We start from the raw sequence: 25,289 nt of genomic DNA, 5'->3' as shown, positions 1-25,289 counted from the left end.
AGAAAGACTCAGGCTGTACCGGTAGGGCTATCGAGCTTGACCCGCCATTCGCCGGTTAACAGTTTTTTCATCAGGCCTCGCTTGAGGGTTTGGTAGTGGGCCTTTTTCGTGCTCAGTATTTCAATGCGAGCATTGGCGGCAGCCACAATATCGGCAATCCGTACTTGCTCATCCAGAGGTGGCAAAAGCACCGGAAAGGCCTTTAACTGGGATGAGTTGATGCTAGCTAGATTCGTAGTACGTTTAGCGCACGAGAGAAAATACTGGCGGCCATAATCACTTGCGGCTAACGCCGCAAGGTAATAGGAATTCAGTTTGGAGGGAGCTGGTCGTACAGCAAAGACGTGATTCTGATGAAGACAAGGGGATATCTGTCCCCCCCAAACATCCCCACGGCCTAGCTTGTCGAAATCCCCACCTTCGGTCATCAGTACATCACCAGACTGAAGCGCATACCGCCCAACTTGGGCCGCTTCCACCGTAATGGTCTTTACCTCAGTGAGGTCGATATGCCCATCCTGCACATTGGCAACCCGCAGGTACGGCAGTTCGATAGGTTCCTTCAGCCCCTTTTTGCCTTTCGCAACACCAGTACGAACTTCCGCAACCTCCTGTAACGAAACCGAGGGCCAATTAGCAACGCCCTGGCTGAACAGGGTTTGCATCAGACCCTGCTTGAGGGCCTGGGTGGCTTCAATCTGGCGGGCAATCACGTCCAGCTTGCCGTCAACAGCTGTGAGAACGGCGGCGATTTTTTGCTGTTCGGGAAGCGGGGGAATTGCTGCGGTTAGGTTCTGTAAGTCCTTGGTGGACAGGTGCTTAACCGTTGTCGCCGAAATACCGTCCTGTATCTTTCCTATAACACTGGCAACGAGGAAAAAAAGGAAACCTACATCTGAATGCCCTGGCTTCTCTGAAATCTTTAAAACTCGCTGATTCAAGAGTGCCGGTGAGCCTTTCCATCGTACAACATGGAATTCGCCGTCCATGCCGACCAATACGTCCCCAGCATTTACGAGGTATCGGTCGTCGTATTCGCCTACATAACCTGTTTCGCTGAAGCCTCGCAGCAAATCACGGATACGAATTAGCGGAATGCCCCCATCCGATGAGAAAAGCTCAGACTTGAATGGTGCGCCGGTCAGGAGGGTTAGGTAGCCTCCCAGTTGTTCACATCTCCAGTCTTCTGGCACCCAACCGACAGCCGTTTCTTTGTATCCGTGCTTACCAACTAAACTCATGCCTCGGCCTCCAGCAACCCCAACTCAACCAGATAGCCACTGAGTCGTACATCTATCTGAGCTTCTTCCTCATCCAGTTCTGCTAGTTGTGCCAAGGTTGCAGCTACATCGATGGACTCTTCTGTTTCACCATTGTCGATATAGCGAGCGATGTTGAGGTTACCGTCGTTGCTACGGATTTCGTCCAGCGTCACGACCCGGCAATAGCTCTCGACCTCGACTTGCTGCTCAAATGCGGCCTTGTGGGTACTAACGATGCGGGTGATATCTTCAACGCGAAGGCTGTTTTGCGCCTTGCCTTCCAAGTAGTCACGGCTGGCATCGATGATGATGACCTTGCCCTTCAGAGCAGCAGGTTTCTGCTTATTGAGTATCAACACACAGGCCGGGATACCGGTGTTGTAGAACAGAGCAGAGGGCAGGCCGACAATGGCTTCAATCAGATCACCAGGCTGGTTGCCGCTAGCAGCGTCAGTACCGAACAGCAGCCCCTCACGAATCTTGCCCTCCTCGCCGCTACGGAACAGTACACCGTGCGGCAGGATAACCCCCATGCGACCATCTGCCTTAAGGCTGGCCAGCATATGCTGAGCAAAGGCGAGGTCGGCATAGCCCCGTGGCGGGATGCCATAGACCAGTCGACCGTAAGGGTCACTGACCTGCTTGTAGTTGGGCGCTTTAGCCTTCTTGCCATTCTCCTGCTCGTTCTCGTTGCTTAACTCCAGCGGAGTCCACCAGGACTTGGCCGAGAATGGTGGGTTGGCGATCACCCGGTCGAAGGTCTTCAGATAGTCGCCGTCGAGGTGCTTAGGCTCCACCAGGGTGTCGCCGCGCTCAATGGCAGCGTGCATGTTGTGCAGGTAAAGATTGAGCTTGGCGATAGCCCAGGTGCCCAAGTTCTTTTCCTGCCCGTACAACAGCACATTGGGTTTACCCATCAAGGTGCCATTGGGCAGACCAGATACATGGTGAGCGCTCTCCACCAGCATGCCCCCGCTGCCACAGGTGGGGTCATACACGCTATGGCCGGGCTGCGGGTCGATTAACTCAACCACCAGTTGTACCACAGCCTTGGGCGTATAGAACTCGCCGCCTTTCTTACCGGCGTCGTCGGCAAACTGCTTGATCAGATACTCGTACGCATCGCCCAGCATGTCGGCCTTGTACAGGTCGTCATTGCCCAGCTTGTACTGGTTGAAGTGACGCAGCAGACGCTGCAAGGTGGCGTCCGCCAGCACCCGCTTGTCGCCGTACTGAGTAGCCGTCAGTACATGTTGCAGCTCAGGATTGTTGGCCTCGATGGTCGCGAACGCCTTGTCCAGGGCTTCGCCAATGTTCTCGGTGCGTGAGATCAGATCGAACCAGCGGGCACTGATAGGGAATTTGCCCCATTTGTCCTCGACTTCTTCCTGAGCATCGCCATAGCTCAGGCTTTCGTCGTTCATCAGCTTAGCGACACGCTCATCGAACACGTCGTTGTAACGTTTGAGGAAGAGCAGGCCGAAGATGTAGTTCTTGAAGTCAGAGGAGTCGATGGAACCGCGCAGAATGTTGGCGGATTCCCAGAGCCAGGACTCCAGCGTTTCGAGTGACAGCTTGTCAGCCATGGGTCAATCAATCCCTATAAAAATACGGCGCCCAGCACCCGGCGATTGCTGCCATTGCGCGTAGGCACATCAGAAAAAGTGGGTCTGATTGTACAAGTCGACGTCACTTGGAGCCCGAAAAATCAATCCCCATAAAATAACAAAACCCCGGTAGACCTTTCGGTCAACAGGGGTTTGTTGACAGGGCAGTGGGCTATTAGCTTCGTCCTAAACGCTTAACTCTGGCCGAAACGGCAAATAACTTTGCCCGCCTCCAATACCGTCAGACGTCGAGGTTGGACACCGCGAGGGCGTTGCTCTCGATGAAGTCGCGACGCGGTTCCACGGCATCACCCATCAGGGTGTTGAAGATCTGGTCCGCAGCGATGGCGTCTTCGATGGTGACCTTGAGCATGCGGCGGACGTTCGGGTCCATGGTGGTTTCCCACAGCTGCTCGGGGTTCATCTCTCCCAGCCCCTTATAGCGCTGGATGGTGTGACGCTTGGTGCTTTCGGACATCAGCCAGGCCAGGGCTTCCTTGAAGCTGGCTACCGGCTTCTTGCGTTCGCCACGCTGGACGAAGGCACCTTCTTCCAGCAGGTTGTTGAGCTTGTCGCCCAGTTCGGTCACCTGCCGATAGTCGTTACTAGCGAAGAAGTCGCGGTTGAAGGTGATGTAGTGGGACAGGCCATGGGCGGTCTGTTCCACTTCCGGCAGCCACAGGTGACGCTCACGATCTTCGCGCAGGCTGGCAGTGTAGGTCAGGCCGGACTTCTCGGCAGACTTCAGGCGAGCAGCGAAGCCTTCCAGCCAGGACTGCATGACCGCCTGATCGGAAAGCTGCTCCAGGCTGACGCGAGGCAGATAGATCATGTGCTCGGTCAGGTCCTGCGGGTACAGGCGCGACAAACGCTTGAGGGTACGCATCACCCCGCGGTAATCGTTCACCAGGCGCTCCAGGGCTTCGCCGGAGAGCCCCGGAGCATTCTCGTTGACGTGCAGACTGGCGTCCTCGAGGGCGGACTGGGTCATGTATTCGTCCATGGCCTCGTCGTCCTTGATGTACTGCTCCTGTTTGCCCTTCTTCACCTTGTACAGTGGCGGCTGGGCAATGTAGACGTAGCCACGCTCGATCAGCTCAGGCATCTGCCGGAAGAAGAAGGTCAGCAGCAGAGTACGGATGTGCGAACCGTCGACGTCGGCGTCGGTCATGATGATGATGTTGTGGTAGCGCAGCTTCTCGATGTTGTATTCCTCGCGGCCGATCCCGCAGCCCAGTGCGGTGATCAGGGTGCCGACTTCCTGGGAGGACAGCATCTTGTCGAAGCGAGCTTTTTCCACGTTGAGGATCTTGCCTTTGAGCGGCAGGATCGCCTGGGTCTTGCGATTGCGGCCTTGCTTGGCCGACCCCCCCGCGGAGTCACCCTCCACGATGTAGAGTTCGGAGAGGGCAGGGTCCTTCTCCTGGCAGTCGGCCAGCTTGCCCGGCAATCCGGCGATATCCAGAGCGCCCTTGCGACGGGTCATCTCGCGGGCCTTGCGGGCGGCTTCGCGAGCGCGGGCGGCGTCAATCATCTTGCCGACGACAGCCTTGGCTTCAGTGGGGTTCTCCAGCAGGAAGTCGGCAAAGTACTTGCCCATTTCCTGTTCCACCGCGGTCTTCACCTCGGAGGACACCAGTTTGTCCTTGGTCTGGGAACTGAACTTGGGATCCGGAACCTTCACCGAGATGATGGCGGTCAGACCTTCACGGGCGTCGTCACCGGTGGTGGCGATCTTGTACTTCTTCGCCAGGCCTTCCTGCTCGATGTAGTTGTTCAGGTGACGGGTCAGTGCCGAACGAAAACCGGCCAGGTGGGTACCGCCGTCACGCTGGGGAATGTTGTTGGTGAAGCAGAGGATGTTCTCGTTGAAGCTGTCGTTCCACTGCAGGGCGACTTCTACGCCCACACCATCTTCCTCGCGCTGCACATTGAAGTGGAACACTTCGTTGACGATAGTCTTGTTGGTGTTCAGGTATTCGACGAACGCCTTGAGGCCGCCTTCGTACTTGAACATCTCTTCCTTGCCGCTGCGCTCGTCGCGCAGCAGGATGCCCACACCAGAGTTCAGGAATGACAGTTCACGCAGGCGCTTGGCCAGGATGTCCCAGCTGAAGTGAATATTGGTGAAGGTCTCGGCGGACGCCTTGAAGTGCACCTCGGTGCCCGTTCCGTCGGTTTCACCCACGGGGCGCAGCGGGAATTGGGGAACGCCGTGGTGATAGATCTGCTCCCAGACCTGGCCGGCGCGGCGAATGGTCAGGCGCAGCTCTTCGGACAGGGCGTTAACTACCGAAACACCCACACCGTGCAGACCGCCGGAAACCTTGTAGGTGTTGTCGTCGAACTTGCCGCCGGCGTGCAGCACGGTCATGATGACCTCGGCGGCAGAAACCCCTTCTTCCTTATGTATATCCACCGGAATGCCACGACCGTTGTCGCGAACGGTGATGGATTCATCGGTGTGAATGGTAATGCTGATTTCCGAGCAGAAGCCGGCAAGTGCTTCGTCGATCGAGTTGTCGACGACCTCGAACACCATGTGGTGCAGACCTGTCCCATCATCGGTGTCGCCGATGTACATACCGGGGCGTTTGCGTACGGCATCCAGTCCCTTCAGCACCTTGATGCTGGAAGAGTCGTACGTTTTGTTCTCGCTCATGCTTCACTCCCGATGTTCGTGGGGCTGATACAGCCATGTTCCACGTGGAACATGGCGACCGGCGTATCCGTGCGCCAGCCGTCCCTCAGAAATTCATGGTCAACGCAGGTGATGAACACCTGGCAATCCAAATCTTCCAGCAATCGACAAAGTGCCTGTCGATGCTGTTCGTCCAACTCTGACGGTAAGTCGTCAACTAAGTAGATGCACTGTCCGCGTTTCGCCTGGTTGACCAGATGGCCCTGCGCGATTCGCAGTGCGCAGACAACCAGCTTCTGTTGGCCGCGCGACAGTATGTCAGCCGCATTATGAGCACCTGAACGCAATCGCAGGTCAGCGCGCTGTGGCCCTGCCTGGGTGTGCCCGATCTGTTGGTCGCGGAGGAGGGAAGTGTTCAGCACTTCGGACAGCTCCCGATCCTTGTCCCAGCCGCGGTAGTAACTGAGCGTGAGACTATCGAGTTCCACAAGGTCAGCAAGAGTCCGTTCAAAGACCGGTTTCAACGCGTGGATATAAGCCCGGCGATACTGGTCGATTTCATCGCTGGCCAGGCACAGCTCCCGGTCCCAAGCCGCCTGCGAAGCGGCGTCCAGTGTACCATGCCGGAGCCACGAGTTCCGCTGCCTCAGGGCCTTCTGCAGTCTTTGCCAGGCCGGCAGGAATCGAGGTTCCACGTGGAACACTCCCCAATCGAGGAACTGCCTGCGAATCTTCGGAGCCCCTTCCAGCAGGCGAAAGCTATCCGGATTGATTAGCTGCAACGGCAGCGCTTCGGCAAGTTGCGCAGCGCTCCTGGCATTTTCTCCGTCGATACGAATCTGAAATTCGCCCTGACGATCCCGCGATATCCCCAGATTGCTTTGGCCACCTTCGGGAAGGCTTACCTGGCCGAACACAGTGCACGCCGGCTGCTCGTACTGAATGACAGGCTGCAACCGCGTACTGCGGAACGAACGGGCAAGACCGAGAAGATGAATGGCCTCAAGCAGGCTGGTCTTTCCGCTGCCGTTGGCGCCGTAGAGGATATTGATGCGGGGGGAGGGGGAGAGGGTCACCGGGTGCAGGTTGCGCACACCGGTGACCGAGATACGGCTGAGGGACATTGAGTCGTTACAGGCGCATCGGCATTACGACGTAGGAGGAGTCGTCGTTATCAGCTTCCTGAAGCAAGGCACTGCTGTTGGCATCGGACAGGATCAGGCGAACCTGTTCGGTGGACATCACACCCAGCACGTCCAGGAGGTAGCTCACGTTGAAGCCGATCTCCAGGTTGCTGCCACCGTATTCAACGGCAACTTCTTCCTCGGCCTCTTCCTGCTCGGGGTTGTTGGCCTGGATCTTGAGCAGACCCGAGGCCAGGGTCAGGCGGATGCCACGATATTTCTCGTTGGAAAGGATCGCAGTCCGGCTGAATGCTTCACGCAGTGCCTGACGGTCGCCCACCACAAGCTTGTCACCGCCGCGGGGCAGCACACGCTCGTAATCCGGGAACTTGCCGTCCACCAGCTTGGAGGTGAAGGTGAATTCACCGGTGGTGGCGCGGATATGGTGCTGGCCGAGCACGATGCGAACCTCGCCATCCTGTTCGGTCAGCAGACGTGCCAGCTCGAGGATACCTTTGCGCGGCACGATCACCTGGTGGCGATCCACGCCCTCGATACCGGCCTGCATGGCGCACATCGCCAGACGGTGGCCATCAGTGGCAACGGCGCGCAGGACGCCGGCATTCACTTCCAGCAGCATGCCATTGAGGTAGTAACGAACGTCCTGCTGGGCCATGGCGAAGCTGGTGCGCTCGATCAGGCGGCGCAGTTTGCTCTGCACCAAGCTGAAATTCAGAGAACCCGGGCCTTCTTCCACGGTGGGGAAATCATTTGCCGGCAGGGTGGACAGGGTGAAACGGCTGCGACCAGCCTTGATCAGCAGCCTCTGCTCGTCTACGCGGATGTCGATCAGCGCATCCCCGGGCAGGCTCTTGCAGATGTCCATCAGCTTGCGCGCCGGAACGGTGATCTCACCTGGCTCGGCCGGTTCTTCCAGGGCGACGCGCCCGACCAGCTCGACCTCGAGGTCGGTACCGGTCAACGACAGCTGTTGGCCTTCGACCACCAGCAGAACGTTGGAGAGGACCGGCAAGGTCTGGCGGCGCTCTACGACGCCGGCGACCAGTTGCAGGGGTTTCAACAGGGCTTCGCGTTGAATTGTGAAATGCATGGTCTAGTCCCTTGCCTCTTGGGCTGCGATCAGGTGGTCAATGTACGCAGCAGATTCTTGTAATCCTCGCGGATATCCGCATCGGATTCCCTTAATTGCGCAATCTTACGACAGGCGTGGAGCACCGTGGTGTGGTCTCGTCCGCCGAATGCATCGCCGATTTCCGGCAGGCTGTGGTTGGTCAGTTCCTTGGACAACGCCATGGCGACCTGCCGCGGCCGGGCCACCGAGCGCGAGCGGCGCTTGGACAGCATGTCGGACATCTTGATCTTGTAGTACTCGACTACAGTGCGCTGGATATTGTCGATGCTGACCAGCTTGTCCTGCAGGGCCAGAAGGTCCTTGAGCGACTCGCGAATCAGCTCGATGGTGATGTCCCGGCCCATGAAGTGGGCGTGGGCGATCACGCGCTTGAGCGCACCTTCCAGTTCACGCACGTTGGAGCGAATGCGCTGGGCGATGAAGAACGCGGCGTCGTGCGGCAGTTCGACCTTGGCCTGCTCGGCCTTCTTCATCAGGATCGCGACTCGGGTTTCCAGCTCCGGCGGTTCGACGGCCACCGTCAGGCCCCAGCCAAAGCGAGACTTCAGACGTTCTTCCAGCCCTTCGATTTCCTTCGGATAGCGGTCGCTGGTGAGAATCACCTGCTGGCCACCTTCCAACAAGGCGTTGAAGGTGTGGAAAAACTCTTCCTGCGAGCGCTCCTTGCGGGCGAAGAACTGGATGTCGTCGATCAGCAGCGCATCCACCGAGCGGTAGAAACGCTTGAACTCGTTGATGGCGTTGAGCTGCAGGGCTTTGACCATGTCCGCGACGAAGCGCTCGGAATGCAGGTAGACCACCTTGGCATTCGGATTCTTCTTCAGCAGGTGGTTACCCACAGCATGCATCAGGTGAGTCTTGCCCAGGCCAACGCCGCCGTACAGGAACAGCGGGTTGTAGCCGTGCTTCGGGTTATCCGCTACCTGCCAGGCCGCAGCGCGGGCCAACTGGTTCGACTTGCCCTCGACGAAATTCTCGAAGGTGAAAGTACGGTTCAGGTAGCTGGTGTGCTTGAGCGCACCTTCAACCTGCACGGAACGCTCGGTCCGGATCGCCGGCGCGGGCACGACCGAAGCCAGCGGATCGAGATTGTCGCGAGTTTCTTCCACGGTCTCGATGCGCATCTGCGGCGGCGCAACTGGAGCAGGCGGAGGAGGCGGAGCCATGACTGGTGGCGGCGGAGGCGGGGCCTTCCGCGGAGCCGGGCTGCGTTTGCTGCCTATTAATAAGGAAAGAGCAGGCGCAAGGCCATTGCCCCGTTCGCCGAGCAACTCGAGGAGCCGCCCCATGTACTTTTCGTTGACCCAATCGAGCACGAACCGGTTCGGCGCATACACGCGCAGTTCGTCTCCATCGGCTTCAACCTGCAATGGGCGGATCCAGGTATTGAATTGCTGGGCAGGCAGCTCGTCGCGCAGGAGTTCCACGCACTGCTGCCAAAGTTCCACTGACACGGATGTCCCCCAAGTCGGAAAGATGCCGGACGCAAAAAAACAGCCGTCATTGTAGCCGCCACGGGAAGAGTTATCCACACGAAAGATGGTCAATGGTTGAATAAAATCAATGTGTTATTCACCGCGCCAGACCAGGCTGTGATTGGCATGAATCTTGTGGATAACCAAGCAATAACCCCCCGTCCGGCCTTGGGGAAAACAGCATGAACAACCTGCCTGTGGGTAAATCGTCGATTCACCCCCAGCTTCCACCCAGTTCCCCCACAGCCGGATAACCGATTTTCGACAGGGTTGTTAGTAAGCTCATCAACAGGCGGCATGCGGCTCCGGAGGGGTTTTCCACAGGCAGCCCCGGGACCCAGCTTTAAAAAACATAACCAGCCTTTCTTTAAAAATTCCTTCCTTCTATATTCTTTGGCTCGACGGTGCTGGTTGGAAATTGACCTGCCCGCAGCGTTTCACTAGAATTGCCGGTCTCTTTAAACGGGGACCACTTCCGGCCCGTAGTGACCACCAGGTAAAGCATCATGAAACGCACTTTCCAACCCAGCACCATCAAGCGCGCTCGCACCCACGGTTTCCGTGCCCGCATGGCCACCAAGAACGGCCGCCAAGTCCTGTCGCGTCGTCGCGCCAAGGGCCGCAAGCGCCTGACCGTCTGATTATCCGGAACGGGTGGTGAGTCAGGGCTTCGGTCGGGAAAAGCGTCTGCTGGTTCCCCGACAATTCAAGGCAGTCTTCGACTCACCGACCGGGAAGGTTCCCGGCAAGCACGTCCTGCTCCTCGCGCGCGACAACGGTCTCGATCATCCCCGCCTGGGTCTGGTGATCGGCAAGAAGAGCGTCAAGCTCTCCGTGGAGCGCAACCGCCTCAAACGTCAGATTCGCGAATCCTTCCGCCATAACCTCGAGTTGCTGGCCGGTTGGGATATCGTGATCGTGGCGCGCAAAGGCATTGGCGACCTGGAGAATCCCGAGCTGCGACATCAGTTCGGCAAACTCTGGAAGCGCCTAGCGCGCAGCCGGGCTCGCCCTGAACCCTCAACCGGATCAGGGGTGTCCGACAGTCCCCATGCGTAAACTGGCCCTCGCTCCGATCCAGTTCTACCGCTACGCCATCAGCCCACTGATGGCCAGTCACTGTCGTTTCTATCCCAGTTGTTCCTGCTACGCGCTGGAAGCCATCGAACAGCATGGCGTCCTGCGTGGCGGCTGGCTGACCCTGCGTCGGCTGGGCCGCTGTCATCCGTGGAATCCGGGCGGCTATGACCCGGTGCCACCCGCCAACACTTCCCAATCATCTTCGATGGCCGAGTAATCATGGATATTCAACGCTCGATCCTGATCGTCGCCCTGGCAATCGTGTCCTACCTCATGGTTCTCCAGTGGAACCAGGACTACGGTCAAGCCGCCCTGCCGACCGCGGGTACCAGCGCAAGCAGCGCTCAAGCGACCCTGCCGGACGACACCGCAACCGCCAAGTCCAGCGACGACGTGCCGACTGCCGCCAGTGCCGAGCGCAACGAGCCGGCAGTCACCCAGGTTGCCCCCAGCAGCGACCTGATCCGCGTTGAAACCGATGTGCTCAACCTGGCCATCGACCCGAACGGCGGTGACATCGTCCAACTGACCCTGCCGAAGTACCCGCGCCGCCAGGACCGTCCTGACGTGCCGTTCCAGCTGTTCGACAACGGCGGCGAGCGCCTCTACCAGGCGCAAAGCGGCCTGGTCGGCGCCAATGGCCCGGATGCCCGCGCCAACGGCCGCCCGGTATACAGCGCAGCTCAACGCAGCTACAAACTGGCTGATGGCCAGGAGCAGCTGGTTGTGGACCTGACCTTCAGCGAAGCCGGCGTCAACTACACCAAGCGCTTCACCCTGACGCGCGGCAAGTACGATCTGCAGGTTTCGTACAAGATCGACAACCAGAGCACCCAGCCCTGGACCGGCAGCATGTACGCCCAGCTGAAACGTGATGCCAGTGCCGACCCATCCACCACCACCGCAACCGGCGTATCCACCTATCTGGGCGCTGCGGTCTGGACCCCGGACGAGCCGTACAAGAAGATCTCCATGAAGGACATGGACAAGCAACCCTTCAAGGAAACCGTCCAGGGCGGCTGGGTCGCCTGGCTGCAGCACTACTTCGTGACTGCCTGGGTTGCCGACAAGGACCAGAACAACAGCGTACAGACCCGCAAGGATTCCAAGGGCAACTACATCGTCGGTTTCGTAGGCTCCGCGCTGAACGTTCCGGCCGGCGCCTCTGCCGAAACTTCCGCCACCCTGTATGCCGGTCCAAAAACCCAGGATCACCTGAAGGAACTGTCCCCGGGTCTGGAGCTGACCGTTGACTACGGCTTCCTGTGGTTCATCGCCCAGCCGATCTTCTGGCTGCTGCAACATATCCACAGCCTGCTGGGCAACTGGGGCTGGGCCATCATCGTCCTGACCATCCTGATCAAGGCCGCCTTCTTCCCGCTTTCGGCCGCCAGCTACAAGTCCATGGCGCGCATGCGTGCCGTCTCGCCGAAGCTGCAGGCACTGAAGGAACAGTTCGGTGACGATCGCCAGAAGATGTCCCAGGCGATGATGGAGCTGTACAAGAAGGAGAAGATCAATCCGCTGGGCGGCTGCCTGCCGATCCTGGTGCAGATGCCGGTCTTCCTCGCGCTCTACTGGGTACTGCTGGAAAGCGTCGAGATGCGCCAGGCCCCGTGGATGTTCTGGATCACCGACCTGTCGATCAAGGACCCGTTCTTCATCCTGCCGATCATCATGGGCGCCACCATGTTCATCCAGCAGCAGTTGAACCCGACTCCGCCGGACCCCATGCAGGCCAAGGTACTGAAGCTGATGCCGATCATCTTCACCTTCTTCTTCCTGTGGTTCCCGGCCGGCCTGGTCCTGTACTGGGTGGTCAACAACGTCCTGTCGATCGCGCAGCAGTGGTACATTACCCGGCAGATCGAGGCGGCCAGCAAGAAGGCAGCAGCCTGACAGCGACGCCAGACAGCTTGAACAAGACGCCCCCTCTGGGGGCGTCTTGCTATCCGCCATCCGCAGACCTCAAGGTATCCACAGATGAATCCTGTCCGTGACACCATCGCCGCCGTCGCTACCGCCCAGGGTCGTGGCGGGGTTGGCATCGTCCGTGTATCCGGCCCGCATGCCGCGCGGATAGCCGAAGCCATCAGCGGCCGGATCCCCAAGCCCCGCTTCGCCCACTACGGGCCTTTCCTCGATGGCGCCGGGCAAACCCTGGACGAAGGCATAGCCCTGTACTTTCCTGGCCCCAACTCCTTCACCGGCGAGGATGTCTTCGAGCTGCAGGGCCACGGTGGCCCCGTGGTGCTCGACTTGCTACTGCGCCGCTGCATGGAGCTGGGCGCTCGCCAGGCCCGCCCGGGCGAGTTCAGCGAGCGTGCGTTCCTCAACGACAAGCTCGACCTCGCCCAGGCCGAAGCCATCGCCGACCTCATCGAGGCCAGTTCCGAGCAGGCCGCACGCAACGCCCTGCGCTCTTTGCAGGGTGCCTTCTCGAAGCGGGTACATGAGCTGACCGAGAAGCTGATCGAGTTACGCATCTACGTGGAAGCGGCGATCGACTTTCCCGAGGAGGAAATCGACTTTCTCGCCGATGGCCACGTCCTGCGCCTGCTGGATGGCGTGCGGGAAAACTTATCCACAGTGATCCGCGAGGCGGGACAGGGCGCACTGCTGCGCGACGGTATGACAGTGGTCATCGCCGGACGGCCGAATGCCGGCAAATCCAGCCTGCTGAACGCACTGGCAGGGCGTGAAGCGGCCATCGTGACCGATATAGCCGGCACTACGCGGGATGTGTTGCGCGAACATATCCACATCGATGGGATGCCGCTGCATGTGGTGGACACCGCTGGCCTGCGCGACACCGACGACCATGTGGAAAAGATTGGCGTCGAACGCGCCCTGAAAGCCATTGGTGAAGCCGATCGTGTGCTGCTGGTGGTCGACGCAACTGCACCCGAAGCGGCCAATCCCTTCGCCTTGTGGCCTGAGTTCCTCGACCAGAAGCCCGATCCGGCCAAGGTCACCCTGATCCGCAACAAGGCCGACCTCAGCGGTGAAACCATAGGCCTGGAAATGAGCGACGATGGTCATGTCACCTTGAGCCTGTCCGCACGCTCAGGAGAAGGACTTGAGCTCTTGCGGGAGCACCTCAAGGCCTGCATGGGTTATCAACAGACGGCCGAAAGCAGCTTCAGCGCCCGCCGACGCCACCTGGAAGCCCTGCGCCAGGCTAACGCCTTCCTCGATCATGGCCGTTCCCAACTCACCCTTGCAGGGGCCGGCGAGTTGCTGGCCGAAGACTTGCGCCAGGCCCAGCAGGCCCTGGGTGAAATCACCGGCGCCTTCAGTTCCGACGACCTGCTCGGTCGCATCTTCTCCAGCTTCTGCATCGGCAAGTAAGCCGAAGCCCCTCTTTACTTATCCACAACGAACGCGACTGCCTGCCTGCCGGGTGGTTCGTTCGTGTCTGTTCGCCCGAAAAACCCTGCGCCTGAACCCTGTTGATAAGTTGCCCGTAACCCAGTCCATAAGCCTGGTGAAAAGCCGAGGGATAAATTGTCTGTGAATAACTGCCTTCCGCGTACACAGCTTTCTGACGGTATACACAACGGCTACGGGCAGGAACGTAACAGGGTTATCATTCGCTGAAGACTTCGGCTTTACTGGCCTGGAATGATTTATCCACAGAAAGGCCTTCCCCCAAGGTATAAAAATAAAAACAGGCTTTTTAAGAAATTCTTCTCTTTTGTTTTCTTTTACTCACAACCACTTTTCCCCAGCTGGATAACTTTCTGGGGAAGCGCTGACCGGAATGGTTGGCTATTTTTTGTCCAGACGGCTTCATGCCAAGGGTGAAATTCCCCTATACTGTGCGGCTTTCTCTATTTCCCAGCCTTGAACAGGCACGAGGTGCGTGGTGGATTTCCCTTCCCGTTTTGACGTGATCGTGATCGGCGGCGGCCATGCCGGCACCGAGGCCGCGCTGGCGGCTGCACGCATGGGCGTGAAGACCTTGCTGCTGACCCACAATGTGGAAACCCTCGGGCAGATGAGCTGCAACCCGGCCATTGGCGGCATCGGCAAGAGCCACCTGGTCAAGGAAATCGATGCCCTGGGCGGCGCCATGGCCATGGCCACGGATCTGGGCGGCATCCAGTTCCGAGTACTGAACAGCCGCAAGGGCCCGGCCGTACGTGCCACACGCGCCCAGGCGGATCGCGTGCTCTATAAGGCGGCGATTCGCGAAATCCTCGAGAACCAGCCGAACCTGTGGATATTCCAGCAGGCCTGCGATGACCTGATTGTCGAGAACGACCAGGTCAAGGGCGTAGTGACCCAGATGGGTTTGCGTTTCCTCGCGAAATCCGTGGTGCTCACCACCGGCACCTTCCTCGGCGGACTTATCCACATCGGTCTGCAGAACTATTCCGGCGGTCGCGCCGGCGATCCGCCGTCCATTGCCCTGGCCCACCGCCTGCGTGAACTGCCGCTGCGCGTCGGTCGCCTGAAGACCGGGACGCCACCACGCATCGACGGACGCTCGGTGGACTTTTCGGTGATGACCGAGCAGCCAGGAGACTCGCCGATCCCGGTGATGTCCTTCCTCGGCTCCAGGGAACAGCACCCGCGCCAGGTCAGTTGCTGGATCACCCATACCAACGCACGTACCCACGAGATCATCGCCAGCAACCTCGATCGCTCGCCGATGTACTCGGGCGTGATCGAAGGCATCGGCCCGCGCTACTGTCCGTCCATCGAGGACAAGATCCACCGTTTCGCCGACAAGGACAGCCATCAGGTGTTCCTCGAGCCGGAAGGCCTGACCACCAACGAGCTGTATCCCAACGGCATCTCCACCTCACTGCCGTTCGATGTGCAGCTGGAAATCGTGCGCTCGATCCGCGGTATGGAGAACGCCCACATCGTTCGTCCCGGCTACGCCATCGAGTACGACTACTTCGATCCGCGCGACCTGAAATACAGCCTGGAAACCAAGGTCATATCCGGCCTGTTCTTCGCCGGCCAGATCAATGGCACCACCGGCTACGAAGAAGCTGGTGCCCAGGGCCTGCTCGCCGGCGCCAACGCCGCCCTGCGCGCCCAGGGCAAAGAAGCTTGGTGCCCGCGCCGCGACGAGGCCTACATCGGCGTACTGGTGGACGACCTGATCACCCTGGGTACCCAGGAGCCCTACCGTATGTTCACCTCGCGCGCCGAGTACAGGCTGATCCTGCGCGAGGACAACGCCGACCTGCGTCTTACCGAGAAGGGCCGCGAACTCGGATTGGTGGACGACAAGCGCTGGGCCGCATTCGAGGCCAAGCGCGAGGGCATCGCCCTCGAAGAGCAGCGGCTGAAGAGCACCTGGGTCCGTCCCGGCACGCCGGAAGGCGATGCCATCGCCGAGCGTTTCGGTACGCCGCTGGCCCATGAGTACAACCTGCTCAATCTGCTGAGCCGTCCCGAAATCGATTACGCCGGCCTGGTGGAAGTCACCGGCGGCGGCGCCGAAGACCCGCAAGTCGCCGAGCAGGTCGAGATCAAGACCAAGTACGCCGGTTACATCGACCGCCAACAGGACGAAATCGCCCGTCTGCGCGCCAGTGAAGACATCCGTCTGCCGGCGGATCTCGACTACGCCACCATCTCGGGCCTGTCCAAGGAGATCCAGCACAAGCTGAGCAGCTCCCGTCCGGAAACACTGGGCCAGGCGGGGCGTATCCCCGGCGTTACCCCGGCAGCCATTTCCCTGTTGCTGATTCATCTGAAGAAACGCGGCGCCGGCCGTCAGCTGGAGCAGAGCGCCTGATGTCCCTGGTTACCCCGCGCCACGCAGACGAACTCTCCCGTGGCGCACAACAACTCGCTGTAGAACTCACTCCGGAAACCCGGGAAAAGCTCCTGGCTTACCTGGCCCTGCTGATCAAATGGAACAAGGCCTACAACCTGACTGCCGTGCGCAATCCGGATGAAATGGTCTCCCGCCACCTGCTCGACAGCCTCAGCGTCGTGCCCTTTGTCCGCGCGCTTGGGGATAACTGGCTCGACGTCGGCAGCGGCGGCGGCATGCCCGGCATTCCGCTGGCCATCCTGTTCCCCGAGCGACGCTTCACCTTGCTCGACTCCAACGGCAAGAAGACCCGCTTCCTCACCCAGGTGAAGCTGGAGCTGAAACTCGCCAACCTCGAAGTGGTCCACAACCGCGTTGAAGCATTTACGCCTGCACAGCCGTTCAGTGGCATCGTCTCCCGCGCATTCAGCTCGCTGGAGGATTTCAGCAACTGGACCCGCCATCTCGGTGATGGCGAAACCCGCTGGCTGGCGATGAAGGGATTGCATCCGGACGACGAGCTGCAGGCATTGCCGGAGGACTTCCGCGTCGAGTCCGCGCATCAGCTGGAGGTTCCCGGTTGCCAAGGTCAGCGCCATCTGCTGATACTGCGCCGCACGCTATGAGGGGGAAGGCAGCCATGGGCAAGGTATTCGCAATTGCCAATCAGAAGGGCGGGGTCGGCAAGACCACCACCTGTGTAAACCTCGCCGCGTCGCTGGTCGCCACCAAGAGACGCGTGCTGCTGATCGACCTCGATCCCCAGGGCAACGCCACCATGGGGAGCGGCATCGACAAGCTCTCGCTGGAGCACTCCATCTACGACGTGCTGACCGGAGAGTGCGACCTGGCCACCGCCATGCAGTACTCCGAGCACGGCGGCTACCAGTTGCTGCCCGCCAACCGCGACCTTACCGCGGCTGAAGTGGCCCTGCTGAATGTGCCGAACAAGGAGCATCGCCTGCGCGAAGCCCTGGCGCCGATCCGCGAGAACTACGACTACATCCTCATCGACTGCCCGCCCTCGCTGTCGATGCTCACCATCAACGCCCTGGCGGCGTCCGATGGCGTGATCATTCCCATGCAGTGCGAGTACTACGCACTCGAAGGTCTGTCGGACCTGGTCAACAGCATCCAGCGCATCGGCCAGTTGCTGAACCCGAACCTGAAGATCGAAGGCCTGCTGCGCACCATGTACGACCCGCGCATCAGCCTGACCAACGAAGTCTCGGCCCAGCTCAAGGCGCATTTCGGCGACCAGCTCTACGACGCCGTGATTCCGCGCAACATCCGCCTGGCGGAAGCGCCGAGCTTCGGCATGCCTGCGCTGGTCTACGACAAGCAATCCCGTGGCGCCGTCGCCTACCTGGCGCTGGCAGGTGAACTGGTTCGTCGCCAGCGCGCCAAAGCCAAAACCGCTACCGCATAAGGAATCCGCATGGCCGCGAAAAAACGAGGTCTGGGTCGTGGCTTGGACGCCCTGCTGGGCGGCAGTACGGTCACCAAACTCGAAGAAGAAGCCGTCCAGGTCGACAGCCGCGAACTGCAGCACCTGCCCCTGGACCTGATCCAGCGCGGAAAGTACCAGCCCCGCCGTGACATGGACCCTACCGCCCTGGAAGAGCTGGCCCAGTCCATCAAGGCCCAGGGCGTCATGCAACCTATCGTAGTGCGCCCGATTGGTGCGGGCCGCTACGAGATCATCGCTGGCGAGCGCCGCTGGCGCGCCAGCCACCAGGCCGGTCTGGAGAAGATCCCGGCCCTGGTCCGCGAAGTGCCGGACGAAGCCGCCATCGCCATGGCGCTGATCGAGAATATCCAGCGCGAGGATCTCAATCCCGTCGAGGAAGCCGTCGCCCTGCAGCGCCTGCAGCAGGAATTCCAGCTCACCCAGCAACAGGTGGCTGAAGCGGTCGGCAAGTCGCGCGTCACCATCACCAACCTGCTGCGCCTGATCGGCCTGCCGGAAGAAATCAAGACCCTGCTTTCCCACGGTGACCTGGAGATGGGGCACGCCCGTGCCCTGCTCGGTCTGCCCCTGGAGCGGCAGGTGGAAGGGGCGCGACATGTTGTCGCACGAGGCCTCACCGTGCGCCAAACCGAGGCACTGGTACGGCACTGGTTGAACAGCAAGGAAAAAGCTGTCGAACCGGTCAAGGCCGATCCTGACATCAGCCGTCTCGAACAGCGCCTGGCTGAGCGGTTGGGCGCTCCGGTGCAGATCAAGCACGGCCAGAAAGGCAAAGGCCAACTGGTCATCCGCTACAACTCCCTCGACGAATTGCAGGGCGTACTGGCCCACATCCGCTGAAACATCTGGCGCTGTAGCGACGGTCGGATTTCACTACCCGGCAGTTGAACAGGGGGGGTTCCCCCCCTATACTCTGCGCGCAATTTTGTCGGCACAAAGTATGCCAAGTCGTTGAATTCAGCGGCCGACGCCAGAGGAACAGCTGCGATGGATATCCGCACGCCAAACCGCCTGCCCTTCCATCGCCTACCGGTCTTTCCGGTACTGCTGGTCCAACTGGTCGTACTGCTGCTCGCTGCTGTCGTTCTCTGGCAGTGGCGTGGCACGGTAGCTGGATACTCTGGCTTGTGCGGCGGGCTCATCGCCTGGGTGCCGAACCTGTATTTCGCCCGCAAGGCGTTCCGCTACAGCGGAGCCCGTGCAGCCCAGGCGATAGTCCGCTCTTTCTATGCGGGCGAGATGGGCAAGCTGATTCTGACGGCAGTGCTGTTCGCACTGACGTTTGCAGGTGTGAAACCTCTGGATGCGCCGGCAGTTTTCGGCGTCTTCCTGCTGACCCAGTCGGTCAGCTGGTTCGCGCCCCTGCTGATGAGAAAAAGACTTTCGAAACCTTAGGGCGTTTGAGGCAAACATGGCAGAGCAAACCGCTTCGGGCTATATCCAGCACCACCTGCAGAACCTGACCTTCGGTCGTCTGCCCAATGGCGATTGGGGCTTCGCCCACAGCGCCGAGCAAGCCAAGGAAATGGGCTTCTGGGCTTTCCACATCGACACCCTGGGCTGGTCCATCGGCCTCGGCCTGATCTTCGTCCTCCTCTTCCGCATGGCAGCCAAGAAAGCCACTTCCGGCGTTCCCGGCGGCCTGCAGAACCTGGTCGAAGTGATGGTCGACTTCGTCGACAGCAACGTGAAAGACACCTTCCACGGCCGCAACCCGCTGATCGCTCCGCTGGCGCTGACCATCTTCGTCTGGATCTTCCTGATGAACGCCATCGACCTGGTCCCGGTCGACTGGATCCCTATGCTGGCTGCCAAGATTGCCGGCGACGATCACCTGTTCTTCCGCGCCGTTCCGACCACCGACCCGAATGCCACCCTCGGCATGGCCTTCTCGGTCTTCGCCCTGATCATCTTCTACAGCATCAAGGTCAAGGGCATCGGCGGCTTCCTCGGCGAACTGACCCTGCACCCCTTCAGCAGCAAGAACATGCTGGTTCAGATCCTGCTGGTCCCGGTCAACTTCCTCCTCGAATTCGTCACCCTGGTGGCCAAGCCGATCTCCCTGGCACTGCGTCTGTTCGGCAACATGTACGCCGGCGAGCTGGTGTTCATCCTGATCGCCGTGATGTTCGGCGCCGGCATCCTGCTGCTGAGCGGCCTGGGTATCGCACTGCAGTGGGCGTGGGCCGTGTTCCACATCCTGATCATCACCCTGCAGGCCTTCATCTTCATGATGCTGACCATCGTCTATCTGTCGATGGCGCATGAGGACAACCATTAATAACGCGCCGCGCTCCCGCTGACCTTCTCCCGAGAAGGGGGAAGGCCAAAGGGGGCGCGGCCAGTTTGAGATGGTTCCGGCCCTGGGCCGGAAAGCCCGCAAGGGCGGTGGGAAACAACGATTTCGTTTTACCGCTTCACTTAAACCTTAACCAACACGACATAAAGTCGGGAGGAAAAATGGAAACTGTAGTAGGTCTGACCGCGATCGCCGTAGCTCTGCTGATTGGTCTGGGTGCCCTGGGTACCGCCATTGGCTTCGGTCTGCTGGGTGGCAAGTTCCTGGAAGGCGCTGCCCGTCAGCCGGAAATGGTTCCGATGCTGCAAGTCAAGATGTTCATCGTGGCCGGTCTGCTCGACGCCGTAACCATGATCGGCGTTGGTATCGCCCTGTTCTTCACCTTCGCTAACCCGTTCATTGCTCAGGTAGCCCAGTAATTCTCGATTTTCGAGGATTCGACTGACAACGAACGAGCGAGGTGTTGGCGTGAACATTAATGCAACCCTGATCGGCCAGTCCGTTGCGTTCTTCATCTTCGTACTGTTCTGCATGAAGTTCGTGTGGCCGCCGGTCATCACTGCTCTGCGTGAACGTCAGAAGAAGATCGCTGATGGCCTGGACGCTGCCAACCGTGCGGCTCGTGACTTGGAGCTGGCCCATGAAAAAGTGGGTCAGCAACTGCGCGAAGCCAAAGGTCAGGCAGCAGAAATCATCGAGCAAGCCAAAAAGCGCGCTACCCAGATCGTCGACGAAGCTCGCGATCAGGCACGTGCTGAAGGCGAGCGTCTGAAGGCGCAAGCTCAGGCCGAGATCGAACAGGAACTGAACAGCATCAAGGATGCGCTGCGCGCCCAAGTGGGTAGCCTGGCGGTCAATGGTGCCGAGAAGATCCTGGGTGCCACTATCGATCAAAACGCGCACGCGGAGCTGGTTGACAAACTGGCAGCCGAAATTTAAGCGAGGGCGATCATGGCAGAACTGACCACGCTGGCCCGACCTTACGCCAAGGCTGCTTTCGAGTACGCCCAGGCCCATCAGCAGCTGGCCGCCTGGTCGGCCATGCTAGGCCTGGCCGCTGCGGTGTCGCAGGACGACACCATGCAGCGTGTGCTCAAAGCCCCGCGTCTGACGAGCGCAGAGAAAGCCAACGCCTTTATCGAGGTGGTTGGCGACAAGTTCGACGCCCAGGCACAGAACTTCATCCACATCGTTTCCGAGAACGGCCGCCTCGTGCTGCTGCCGGAAATCGCCGAACAGTTCGAGCTGTACAAGGCCGAACAAGAGAAATCGGTAGATGTGGAAGTCACCAGTGCCTTCGCATTGAGCGATGAACAGCAAGACAAACTCGCCAAGGTTCTCAGCGCACGGCTCAGCCGGGAAGTGCGTCTGCACGCCGTGGAAGACTCCAGCCTCATTGGCGGTGTAGTCATCCGCGCCGGCGACCTGGTTATCGATGGCTCGGTTCGCGGCAAGCTCGCGAAACTGGCCGAAGCGTTGAAATCTTGAGTTTGAAGGGGCAGCAGAGCAATGCAGCAACTCAATCCTTCCGAAATTAGTGAAATCATCAAGGGACGTATCGAGAAACTCGACGTCTCTTCCCAAGCCCGCAACGAAGGCACCATCGTCTCCGTTTCCGACGGCATCGTGCGCATCTACGGCCTGGCCGACGTGATGTACGGTGAAATGATCGAGTTCCCGGGCGGCGTCTATGGTATGGCGCTGAACCTGGAGCAAGACTCCGTTGGTGCCGTGATCCTGGGTAACTACCTGGGTCTGGCCGAAGGCATGAGCGCCAAGTGCACCGGCCGCATCCTGGAAGTACCGGTTGGTCCGGAACTGCTGGGTCGCGTCGTTGACGCCCTCGGCAACCCGATCGACGGCAAGGGCCCGATCAATGCCCAGGCCACCGACGCTGTGGAAAAAGTAGCTCCGGGCGTGATCTGGCGTAAGTCGGTAGACCAGCCTGTACAGACTGGCTACAAGGCCGTCGACGCCATGATCCCGATCGGCCGTGGCCAGCGCGAGCTGATCATCGGCGACCGCCAGATCGGCAAGACTGCCCTGGCCGTCGACGCCATCATCAACCAGAAAGACAGCGGCATCCGCTGCGTATACGTAGCCATCGGTCAGAAGCAGTCGACCATCGCCAACGTAGTTCGCAAGCTGGAAGAAAACGGCGCCCTGGCCAACACCATCATCGTGGCCGCCAGTGCTTCCGAATCCGCTGCTCTGCAGTTCATCGCGCCGTACGCCGGCTGCACCATGGGCGAATACTTCCGCGACCGCGGTGAAGACGCCCTGATCATTTACGATGACCTGTCCAAGCAAGCCGTAGCCTACCGCCAGATCTCCCTGCTGCTGCGCCGTCCGCCGGGCCGCGAAGCTTACCCGGGCGACGTGTTCTATCTCCACAGCCGTCTGCTGGAGCGCGCTTCCCGCGTCTCCGAAGAGTACGTAGAGAAGTTCACCAACGGCGCCGTGAAAGGCAAGACCGGTTCCCTGACCGCCCTGCCGATCATCGAAACCCAGGCTGGTGACGTTTCCGCATTCGTTCCGACCAACGTGATCTCCATTACCGACGGTCAGATCTTCCTGGAATCCGCCCTGTTCAACTCGGGTATCCGTCCGGCCGTCAACGCCGGTATCTCGGTATCCCGCGTTGGTGGCGCGGCCCAGACCAAGATCATCAAGAAGCTGTCCGGTGGTATCCGTACCGCCCTGGCCCAGTATCGTGAACTGGCTGCATTCGCACAGTTCGCTTCCGACCTGGACGAGGCTACCCGCAAGCAGCTGGAACACGGTCAGCGCGTTACCGAGCTGATGAAGCAGAAGCAGTATGCGCCCATGTCCATCGCCGACATGTCGCTGAGCCTGTACGCCGCCGAGCGTGGCTTCCTGCAAGACGTCGAACTGGCCAAGATCGGCGCCTTCGAGCAAGCCCTGATTGCTTACTTCAACCGTGATCACGCCGCTCTCATGGCGAAGATCAACGAGAAGGGTGACTTCAACGACGAAATCGACGCCGGCATCAAGGCTGGTATCGAGAAGTTCAAGGCCACCCAAACCTGGTAAGCCGCAGCGGGGGGTCGAAAGGCCCCCCGCCTGCTAACCCGATAGGTGTTACATGGCAGGCGCAAAAGAGATTCGCAGCAAGATTGCGAGCATCAAAAGCACGCAGAAGATCACCAGCGCCATGGAAAAGGTGGCGGTCAGCAAGATGCGCAGGGCTCAACTGCGTATGGCTGCCAGCCGCCCCTACGCGGAGCGCATCCGCCAGGTGATCGGTCATTTGGCCAACGCGAACCCGGAGTATCGCCACCCGTTCATGATCGACCGTGAAGTCAAGCGTGTCGGTTACGTCGTGGTGAGCAGTGACCGTGGTCTGTGCGGCGGTTTGAACATCAACCTGTTCAAGACCCTGGTCAAGGACATGGCGGGTTACCGCGAACAAGGCGTGGAGATCGACCTCTGCGTGATTGGTGGCAAGGGTGCGGCCTTCTTCCGCAACTACGGCGGTAACGTCGTTGCAGCCATCAGCCACCTCGGCGAGGAACCCTCGATCAACGACCTGATCGGCAGCGTGAAGGTCATGCTCGACGCATACCTGGACGGCCGTATCGACCGCCTGTTCGTGGTTTCCAACAAGTTCGTCAACACCATGACGCAGAAGCCGACCGTGGACCAACTGGTTCCGCTGGTGGCCGACCCGGATCAAGAGTTGAAGCATCACTGGGACTACCTCTACGAACCCGACGCCAAGGAGATCCTCGAGGGTCTGCTGGTGCGCTACGTGGAATCCCAGGTGTATCAGGCCGTGGTTGAGAACAATGCCTGCGAGCAGGCAGCACGGATGATCGCGATGAAGAACGCGACCGACAACGCCGGTGATCTGATCAGCAACCTCCAGCTGATCTACAACAAGGCGCGTCAGGCTGCGATCACTCAAGAGATTTCGGAAATCGTCGGCGGCGCTGCCGCGGTTTAAGACCGGTTCATATATTTAGAGGAACCAGATATGAGTAGCGGACGTATCGTTCAAATCATCGGCGCCGTTATCGACGTGGAATTCCCGCGTGATCAGGTGCCGAACGTATACGACGCGCTGAAAGTCAGCGGCGTCGAAACCACCCTGGAAGTTCAGCAGCAGCTGGGCGACGGCGTGGTTCGTTCCATCGCAATGGGTTCGACCGAAGGCCTCAAGCGTGGCCTGGACGTATCCAACACTGGCAAGGCCATTTCCGTCCCGGTCGGTAAAGCGACCCTGGGCCGTATCATGGACGTGCTGGGCAACCCCATCGACGAAGCCGGCCCCATCGGCGAAGAAGAGCGTTGGGAAATCCACCGCGCTGCTCCGTCCTACGCCGAGCAGGCCGGTGGCAACGAGCTGCTGGAAACCGGCATCAAGGTAATCGACCTGGTCTGCCCGTTCGCCAAGGGCGGTAAGGTCGGCCTGTTCGGTGGCGCCGGTGTAGGCAAGACCGTGAACATGATGGAACTGATCCGTAACATCGCGATCGAGCACAGCGGTTACTCCGTGTTCGCCGGCGTGGGTGAGCGTACTCGTGAGGGTAACGACTTCTACCACGAGATGAAGGATTCCAACGTTCTCGACAAGGTAGCCCTGGTATACGGTCAGATGAACGAGCCGCCGGGCAACCGTCTGCGCGTTGCGCTGACCGGCCTGACCATGGCCGAGAAGTTCCGTGACGAAGGCCGTGACGTTCTGCTGTTCGTCGACAACATCTACCGTTACACCCTGGCCGGTACCGAAGTATCCGCGCTGCTGGGTCGTATGCCGTCCGCTGTGGGTTACCAGCCGACCCTGGCCGAGGAAATGGGCGTTCTGCAAGAGCGCATCACCTCCACCAAGACCGGTTCGATCACCTCCATCCAGGCCGTATACGTTCCCGCGGACGACCTGACCGACCCGTCCCCGGCGACCACCTTCGCCCACCTGGACGCCACCGTCGTACTGTCCCGTGACATCGCCTCGCTGGGTATCTACCCGGCCGTTGACCCGCTGGACTCGACTTCCCGCCAGCTGGACCCGCTGGTGATCGGTCAGGAGCACTACGAGACCGCTCGTGGCGTTCAGTACGTCCTGCAGCGTTACAAGGAACTGAAGGACATCATCGCGATCCTCGGCATGGACGAACTGTCCGAGTCCGACAAGCTGCTGGTGGCCCGCGCTCGTAAGATCCAGCGCTTCCTGTCCCAGCCGTTCTTCGTGGCCGAAGTCTTCACCGGCTCCCCGGGCAAGTACGTATCGCTGAAGGACACCATCGCTGGCTTCAAAGGCATCCTCAACGGCGACTACGACCACCTGCCCGAGCAGGCGTTCTACATGGTCGGCGGCATCGAAGAAGCCATCGAGAAAGCGAAGAAACTGTAACCCCCTGAGCGCCCGGCGACG

Annotated in this window: 23 protein-coding genes; 17 read left to right on the top strand and 6 right to left on the bottom strand. The window is 59.9% G+C overall.

What is annotated here, in order from left to right:
• Nucleotides 1–8 precede the first annotated feature (8 nt).
• From ACFW0B_RS06010 to dnaA, 6 genes are all read right to left on the bottom strand, one after another.
• Nucleotides 9–1,241 carry a restriction endonuclease subunit S gene (locus ACFW0B_RS06010; protein ID WP_449147024.1) on the bottom strand — a complete coding sequence of 411 codons (1,233 nt, stop codon included), beginning with the start codon at nucleotides 1,239–1,241 and terminating at the stop codon, nucleotides 9–11.
• A complete protein-coding gene (locus ACFW0B_RS06005; RefSeq protein WP_215375746.1) occupies nucleotides 1,238–2,848 on the bottom strand; it encodes a type I restriction-modification system subunit M in 1,611 nt (536 codons plus the stop codon). The genes ACFW0B_RS06010 and ACFW0B_RS06005 overlap by 4 nt, the downstream gene beginning before the upstream one ends.
• A gap of 262 nt (nucleotides 2,849–3,110) precedes the next feature.
• Nucleotides 3,111–5,531 (bottom strand): DNA topoisomerase (ATP-hydrolyzing) subunit B, encoded by a 2,421-nt coding sequence (gene gyrB, locus ACFW0B_RS06000; protein ID WP_449147023.1) that lies wholly within the window; start codon nucleotides 5,529–5,531, stop codon nucleotides 3,111–3,113.
• Complete coding sequence (gene recF / locus ACFW0B_RS05995; protein WP_449147022.1) at nucleotides 5,528–6,634, bottom strand: DNA replication/repair protein RecF; 1,107 nt, start codon at nucleotides 6,632–6,634, stop codon at nucleotides 5,528–5,530. The genes gyrB and recF overlap by 4 nt, the downstream gene beginning before the upstream one ends.
• A 7-nt stretch (nucleotides 6,635–6,641) precedes the next feature.
• Nucleotides 6,642–7,745, bottom strand: coding sequence for a DNA polymerase III subunit beta (gene dnaN, locus ACFW0B_RS05990; protein WP_449147021.1), 1,104 nt, complete (start codon nucleotides 7,743–7,745; stop codon nucleotides 6,642–6,644).
• Between the two features lie 29 nt (nucleotides 7,746–7,774).
• Nucleotides 7,775–9,241, bottom strand: a complete 1,467-nt coding sequence (dnaA, locus tag ACFW0B_RS05985; protein ID WP_449147020.1) for a chromosomal replication initiator protein DnaA — start codon at nucleotides 9,239–9,241, stop codon at nucleotides 7,775–7,777.
• Nucleotides 9,242–9,768: 527 nt separating this feature from the next.
• Here dnaA and rpmH point away from each other — a divergent pair.
• The 17 genes from rpmH (at nucleotide 9,769) to atpD (ending at nucleotide 25,268) form a co-directional block, all read left to right on the top strand.
• Nucleotides 9,769–9,903, top strand: a complete 135-nt coding sequence (gene rpmH / locus ACFW0B_RS05980; protein WP_003290924.1) for a 50S ribosomal protein L34 — start codon at nucleotides 9,769–9,771, stop codon at nucleotides 9,901–9,903.
• A 13-nt stretch (nucleotides 9,904–9,916) separates the two neighbouring features.
• On the top strand, nucleotides 9,917–10,321 hold the full coding sequence (rnpA, locus tag ACFW0B_RS05975) for a ribonuclease P protein component (RefSeq protein WP_151138613.1): 405 nt from the start codon (nucleotides 9,917–9,919) through the stop codon (nucleotides 10,319–10,321).
• Entirely contained in the window at nucleotides 10,314–10,559 is a 246-nt protein-coding gene (gene yidD / locus ACFW0B_RS05970) for a membrane protein insertion efficiency factor YidD (RefSeq protein ID WP_280363320.1), read from the top strand. The genes rnpA and yidD overlap by 8 nt, the downstream gene beginning before the upstream one ends.
• A gap of 2 nt (nucleotides 10,560–10,561) precedes the next feature.
• Nucleotides 10,562–12,241, top strand: a complete 1,680-nt coding sequence (yidC, locus tag ACFW0B_RS05965) for a membrane protein insertase YidC (protein WP_449147019.1) — start codon at nucleotides 10,562–10,564, stop codon at nucleotides 12,239–12,241.
• An 84-nt stretch (nucleotides 12,242–12,325) separates the two neighbouring features.
• A complete protein-coding gene (gene mnmE, locus ACFW0B_RS05960) occupies nucleotides 12,326–13,693 on the top strand; it encodes a tRNA uridine-5-carboxymethylaminomethyl(34) synthesis GTPase MnmE (protein ID WP_449147018.1) in 1,368 nt (455 codons plus the stop codon).
• A gap of 517 nt (nucleotides 13,694–14,210) precedes the next feature.
• A complete protein-coding gene (gene mnmG, locus ACFW0B_RS05955) occupies nucleotides 14,211–16,103 on the top strand; it encodes a tRNA uridine-5-carboxymethylaminomethyl(34) synthesis enzyme MnmG (RefSeq protein WP_449147017.1) in 1,893 nt (630 codons plus the stop codon).
• Nucleotides 16,103–16,750, top strand: a complete 648-nt coding sequence (gene rsmG / locus ACFW0B_RS05950; protein WP_449147016.1) for a 16S rRNA (guanine(527)-N(7))-methyltransferase RsmG — start codon at nucleotides 16,103–16,105, stop codon at nucleotides 16,748–16,750. Before mnmG ends, rsmG begins: the two co-directional genes overlap by 1 nt.
• A 14-nt stretch (nucleotides 16,751–16,764) precedes the next feature.
• Complete coding sequence (locus tag ACFW0B_RS05945) at nucleotides 16,765–17,553, top strand: ParA family protein (protein WP_449147015.1); 789 nt, start codon at nucleotides 16,765–16,767, stop codon at nucleotides 17,551–17,553.
• A gap of 9 nt (nucleotides 17,554–17,562) precedes the next feature.
• A complete protein-coding gene (locus ACFW0B_RS05940) occupies nucleotides 17,563–18,435 on the top strand; it encodes a ParB/RepB/Spo0J family partition protein (RefSeq protein WP_449147014.1) in 873 nt (290 codons plus the stop codon).
• Nucleotides 18,436–18,582: 147 nt separating this feature from the next.
• The gene (locus tag ACFW0B_RS05935; protein WP_449147013.1) at nucleotides 18,583–18,990 is read left to right on the top strand and encodes a F0F1 ATP synthase subunit I; all 408 of its coding nucleotides are present in this window, start codon (nucleotides 18,583–18,585) and stop codon (nucleotides 18,988–18,990) included.
• Between the two features lie 16 nt (nucleotides 18,991–19,006).
• The gene (gene atpB, locus ACFW0B_RS05930; protein ID WP_449147012.1) at nucleotides 19,007–19,876 is read left to right on the top strand and encodes a F0F1 ATP synthase subunit A; all 870 of its coding nucleotides are present in this window, start codon (nucleotides 19,007–19,009) and stop codon (nucleotides 19,874–19,876) included.
• Between the two features lie 179 nt (nucleotides 19,877–20,055).
• Nucleotides 20,056–20,313: a F0F1 ATP synthase subunit C gene (gene atpE / locus ACFW0B_RS05925; RefSeq protein ID WP_003457994.1), complete on the top strand. Its 258-nt coding sequence runs from the start codon at nucleotides 20,056–20,058 to the stop codon at nucleotides 20,311–20,313.
• Between the two features lie 49 nt (nucleotides 20,314–20,362).
• Nucleotides 20,363–20,833, top strand: coding sequence for a F0F1 ATP synthase subunit B (locus tag ACFW0B_RS05920; RefSeq protein ID WP_449147011.1), 471 nt, complete (start codon nucleotides 20,363–20,365; stop codon nucleotides 20,831–20,833).
• Between the two features lie 12 nt (nucleotides 20,834–20,845).
• The gene (locus ACFW0B_RS05915; RefSeq protein ID WP_449147010.1) at nucleotides 20,846–21,382 is read left to right on the top strand and encodes a F0F1 ATP synthase subunit delta; all 537 of its coding nucleotides are present in this window, start codon (nucleotides 20,846–20,848) and stop codon (nucleotides 21,380–21,382) included.
• Nucleotides 21,383–21,403: 21 nt separating this feature from the next.
• Nucleotides 21,404–22,948 carry a F0F1 ATP synthase subunit alpha gene (gene atpA / locus ACFW0B_RS05910; RefSeq protein ID WP_151138591.1) on the top strand — a complete coding sequence of 515 codons (1,545 nt, stop codon included), beginning with the start codon at nucleotides 21,404–21,406 and terminating at the stop codon, nucleotides 22,946–22,948.
• Nucleotides 22,949–23,000: 52 nt separating this feature from the next.
• Complete coding sequence (gene atpG / locus ACFW0B_RS05905; protein WP_449147009.1) at nucleotides 23,001–23,861, top strand: F0F1 ATP synthase subunit gamma; 861 nt, start codon at nucleotides 23,001–23,003, stop codon at nucleotides 23,859–23,861.
• A gap of 30 nt (nucleotides 23,862–23,891) precedes the next feature.
• Complete coding sequence (gene atpD / locus ACFW0B_RS05900) at nucleotides 23,892–25,268, top strand: F0F1 ATP synthase subunit beta (RefSeq protein WP_449147008.1); 1,377 nt, start codon at nucleotides 23,892–23,894, stop codon at nucleotides 25,266–25,268.
• Nucleotides 25,269–25,289: the final 21 nt, after the last annotated feature.

This window comes from Metapseudomonas phytobenefica (assembly GCF_043392685.1).
Taxonomy (GTDB): Bacteria; Pseudomonadota; Gammaproteobacteria; order Pseudomonadales; family Pseudomonadaceae; genus Metapseudomonas.
Note: the sequence above shows the minus strand (reverse complement) of the source record. Positions and strands in the feature narration are given on the sequence as shown.

What these genes read in the sequence shown, in the direction of transcription:
- atpA (WP_151138591.1), top strand. Translation starts at nt 21,404, where the DNA reads ATGCAGCAACTCAATCCTTCCGAAATTAGTGAAATCATCAAGGGACGT.
- ACFW0B_RS05915 (WP_449147010.1), top strand. Translation starts at nt 20,846, where the DNA reads ATGGCAGAACTGACCACGCTGGCCCGACCTTACGCCAAGGCTGCTTTC.
- ACFW0B_RS05945 (WP_449147015.1), top strand. Translation starts at nt 16,765, where the DNA reads ATGGGCAAGGTATTCGCAATTGCCAATCAGAAGGGCGGGGTCGGCAAG.
- rsmG (WP_449147016.1), top strand. Translation starts at nt 16,103, where the DNA reads ATGTCCCTGGTTACCCCGCGCCACGCAGACGAACTCTCCCGTGGCGCA.
- atpD (WP_449147008.1), top strand. Translation starts at nt 23,892, where the DNA reads ATGAGTAGCGGACGTATCGTTCAAATCATCGGCGCCGTTATCGACGTG.
- recF (WP_449147022.1), bottom strand. Translation starts at nt 6,634, where the DNA reads ATGTCCCTCAGCCGTATCTCGGTCACCGGTGTGCGCAACCTGCACCCG.
- gyrB (WP_449147023.1), bottom strand. Translation starts at nt 5,531, where the DNA reads ATGAGCGAGAACAAAACGTACGACTCTTCCAGCATCAAGGTGCTGAAG.
- ACFW0B_RS05935 (WP_449147013.1), top strand. Translation starts at nt 18,583, where the DNA reads ATGGATATCCGCACGCCAAACCGCCTGCCCTTCCATCGCCTACCGGTC.
- dnaN (WP_449147021.1), bottom strand. Translation starts at nt 7,745, where the DNA reads ATGCATTTCACAATTCAACGCGAAGCCCTGTTGAAACCCCTGCAACTG.
- ACFW0B_RS06005 (WP_215375746.1), bottom strand. Translation starts at nt 2,848, where the DNA reads ATGGCTGACAAGCTGTCACTCGAAACGCTGGAGTCCTGGCTCTGGGAA.
- atpE (WP_003457994.1), top strand. Translation starts at nt 20,056, where the DNA reads ATGGAAACTGTAGTAGGTCTGACCGCGATCGCCGTAGCTCTGCTGATT.
- yidC (WP_449147019.1), top strand. Translation starts at nt 10,562, where the DNA reads ATGGATATTCAACGCTCGATCCTGATCGTCGCCCTGGCAATCGTGTCC.
- rpmH (WP_003290924.1), top strand. Translation starts at nt 9,769, where the DNA reads ATGAAACGCACTTTCCAACCCAGCACCATCAAGCGCGCTCGCACCCAC.
- yidD (WP_280363320.1), top strand. Translation starts at nt 10,314, where the DNA reads ATGCGTAAACTGGCCCTCGCTCCGATCCAGTTCTACCGCTACGCCATC.
- atpB (WP_449147012.1), top strand. Translation starts at nt 19,007, where the DNA reads ATGGCAGAGCAAACCGCTTCGGGCTATATCCAGCACCACCTGCAGAAC.
- atpG (WP_449147009.1), top strand. Translation starts at nt 23,001, where the DNA reads ATGGCAGGCGCAAAAGAGATTCGCAGCAAGATTGCGAGCATCAAAAGC.
- ACFW0B_RS05940 (WP_449147014.1), top strand. Translation starts at nt 17,563, where the DNA reads ATGGCCGCGAAAAAACGAGGTCTGGGTCGTGGCTTGGACGCCCTGCTG.
- ACFW0B_RS06010 (WP_449147024.1), bottom strand. Translation starts at nt 1,241, where the DNA reads ATGAGTTTAGTTGGTAAGCACGGATACAAAGAAACGGCTGTCGGTTGG.
- mnmE (WP_449147018.1), top strand. Translation starts at nt 12,326, where the DNA reads ATGAATCCTGTCCGTGACACCATCGCCGCCGTCGCTACCGCCCAGGGT.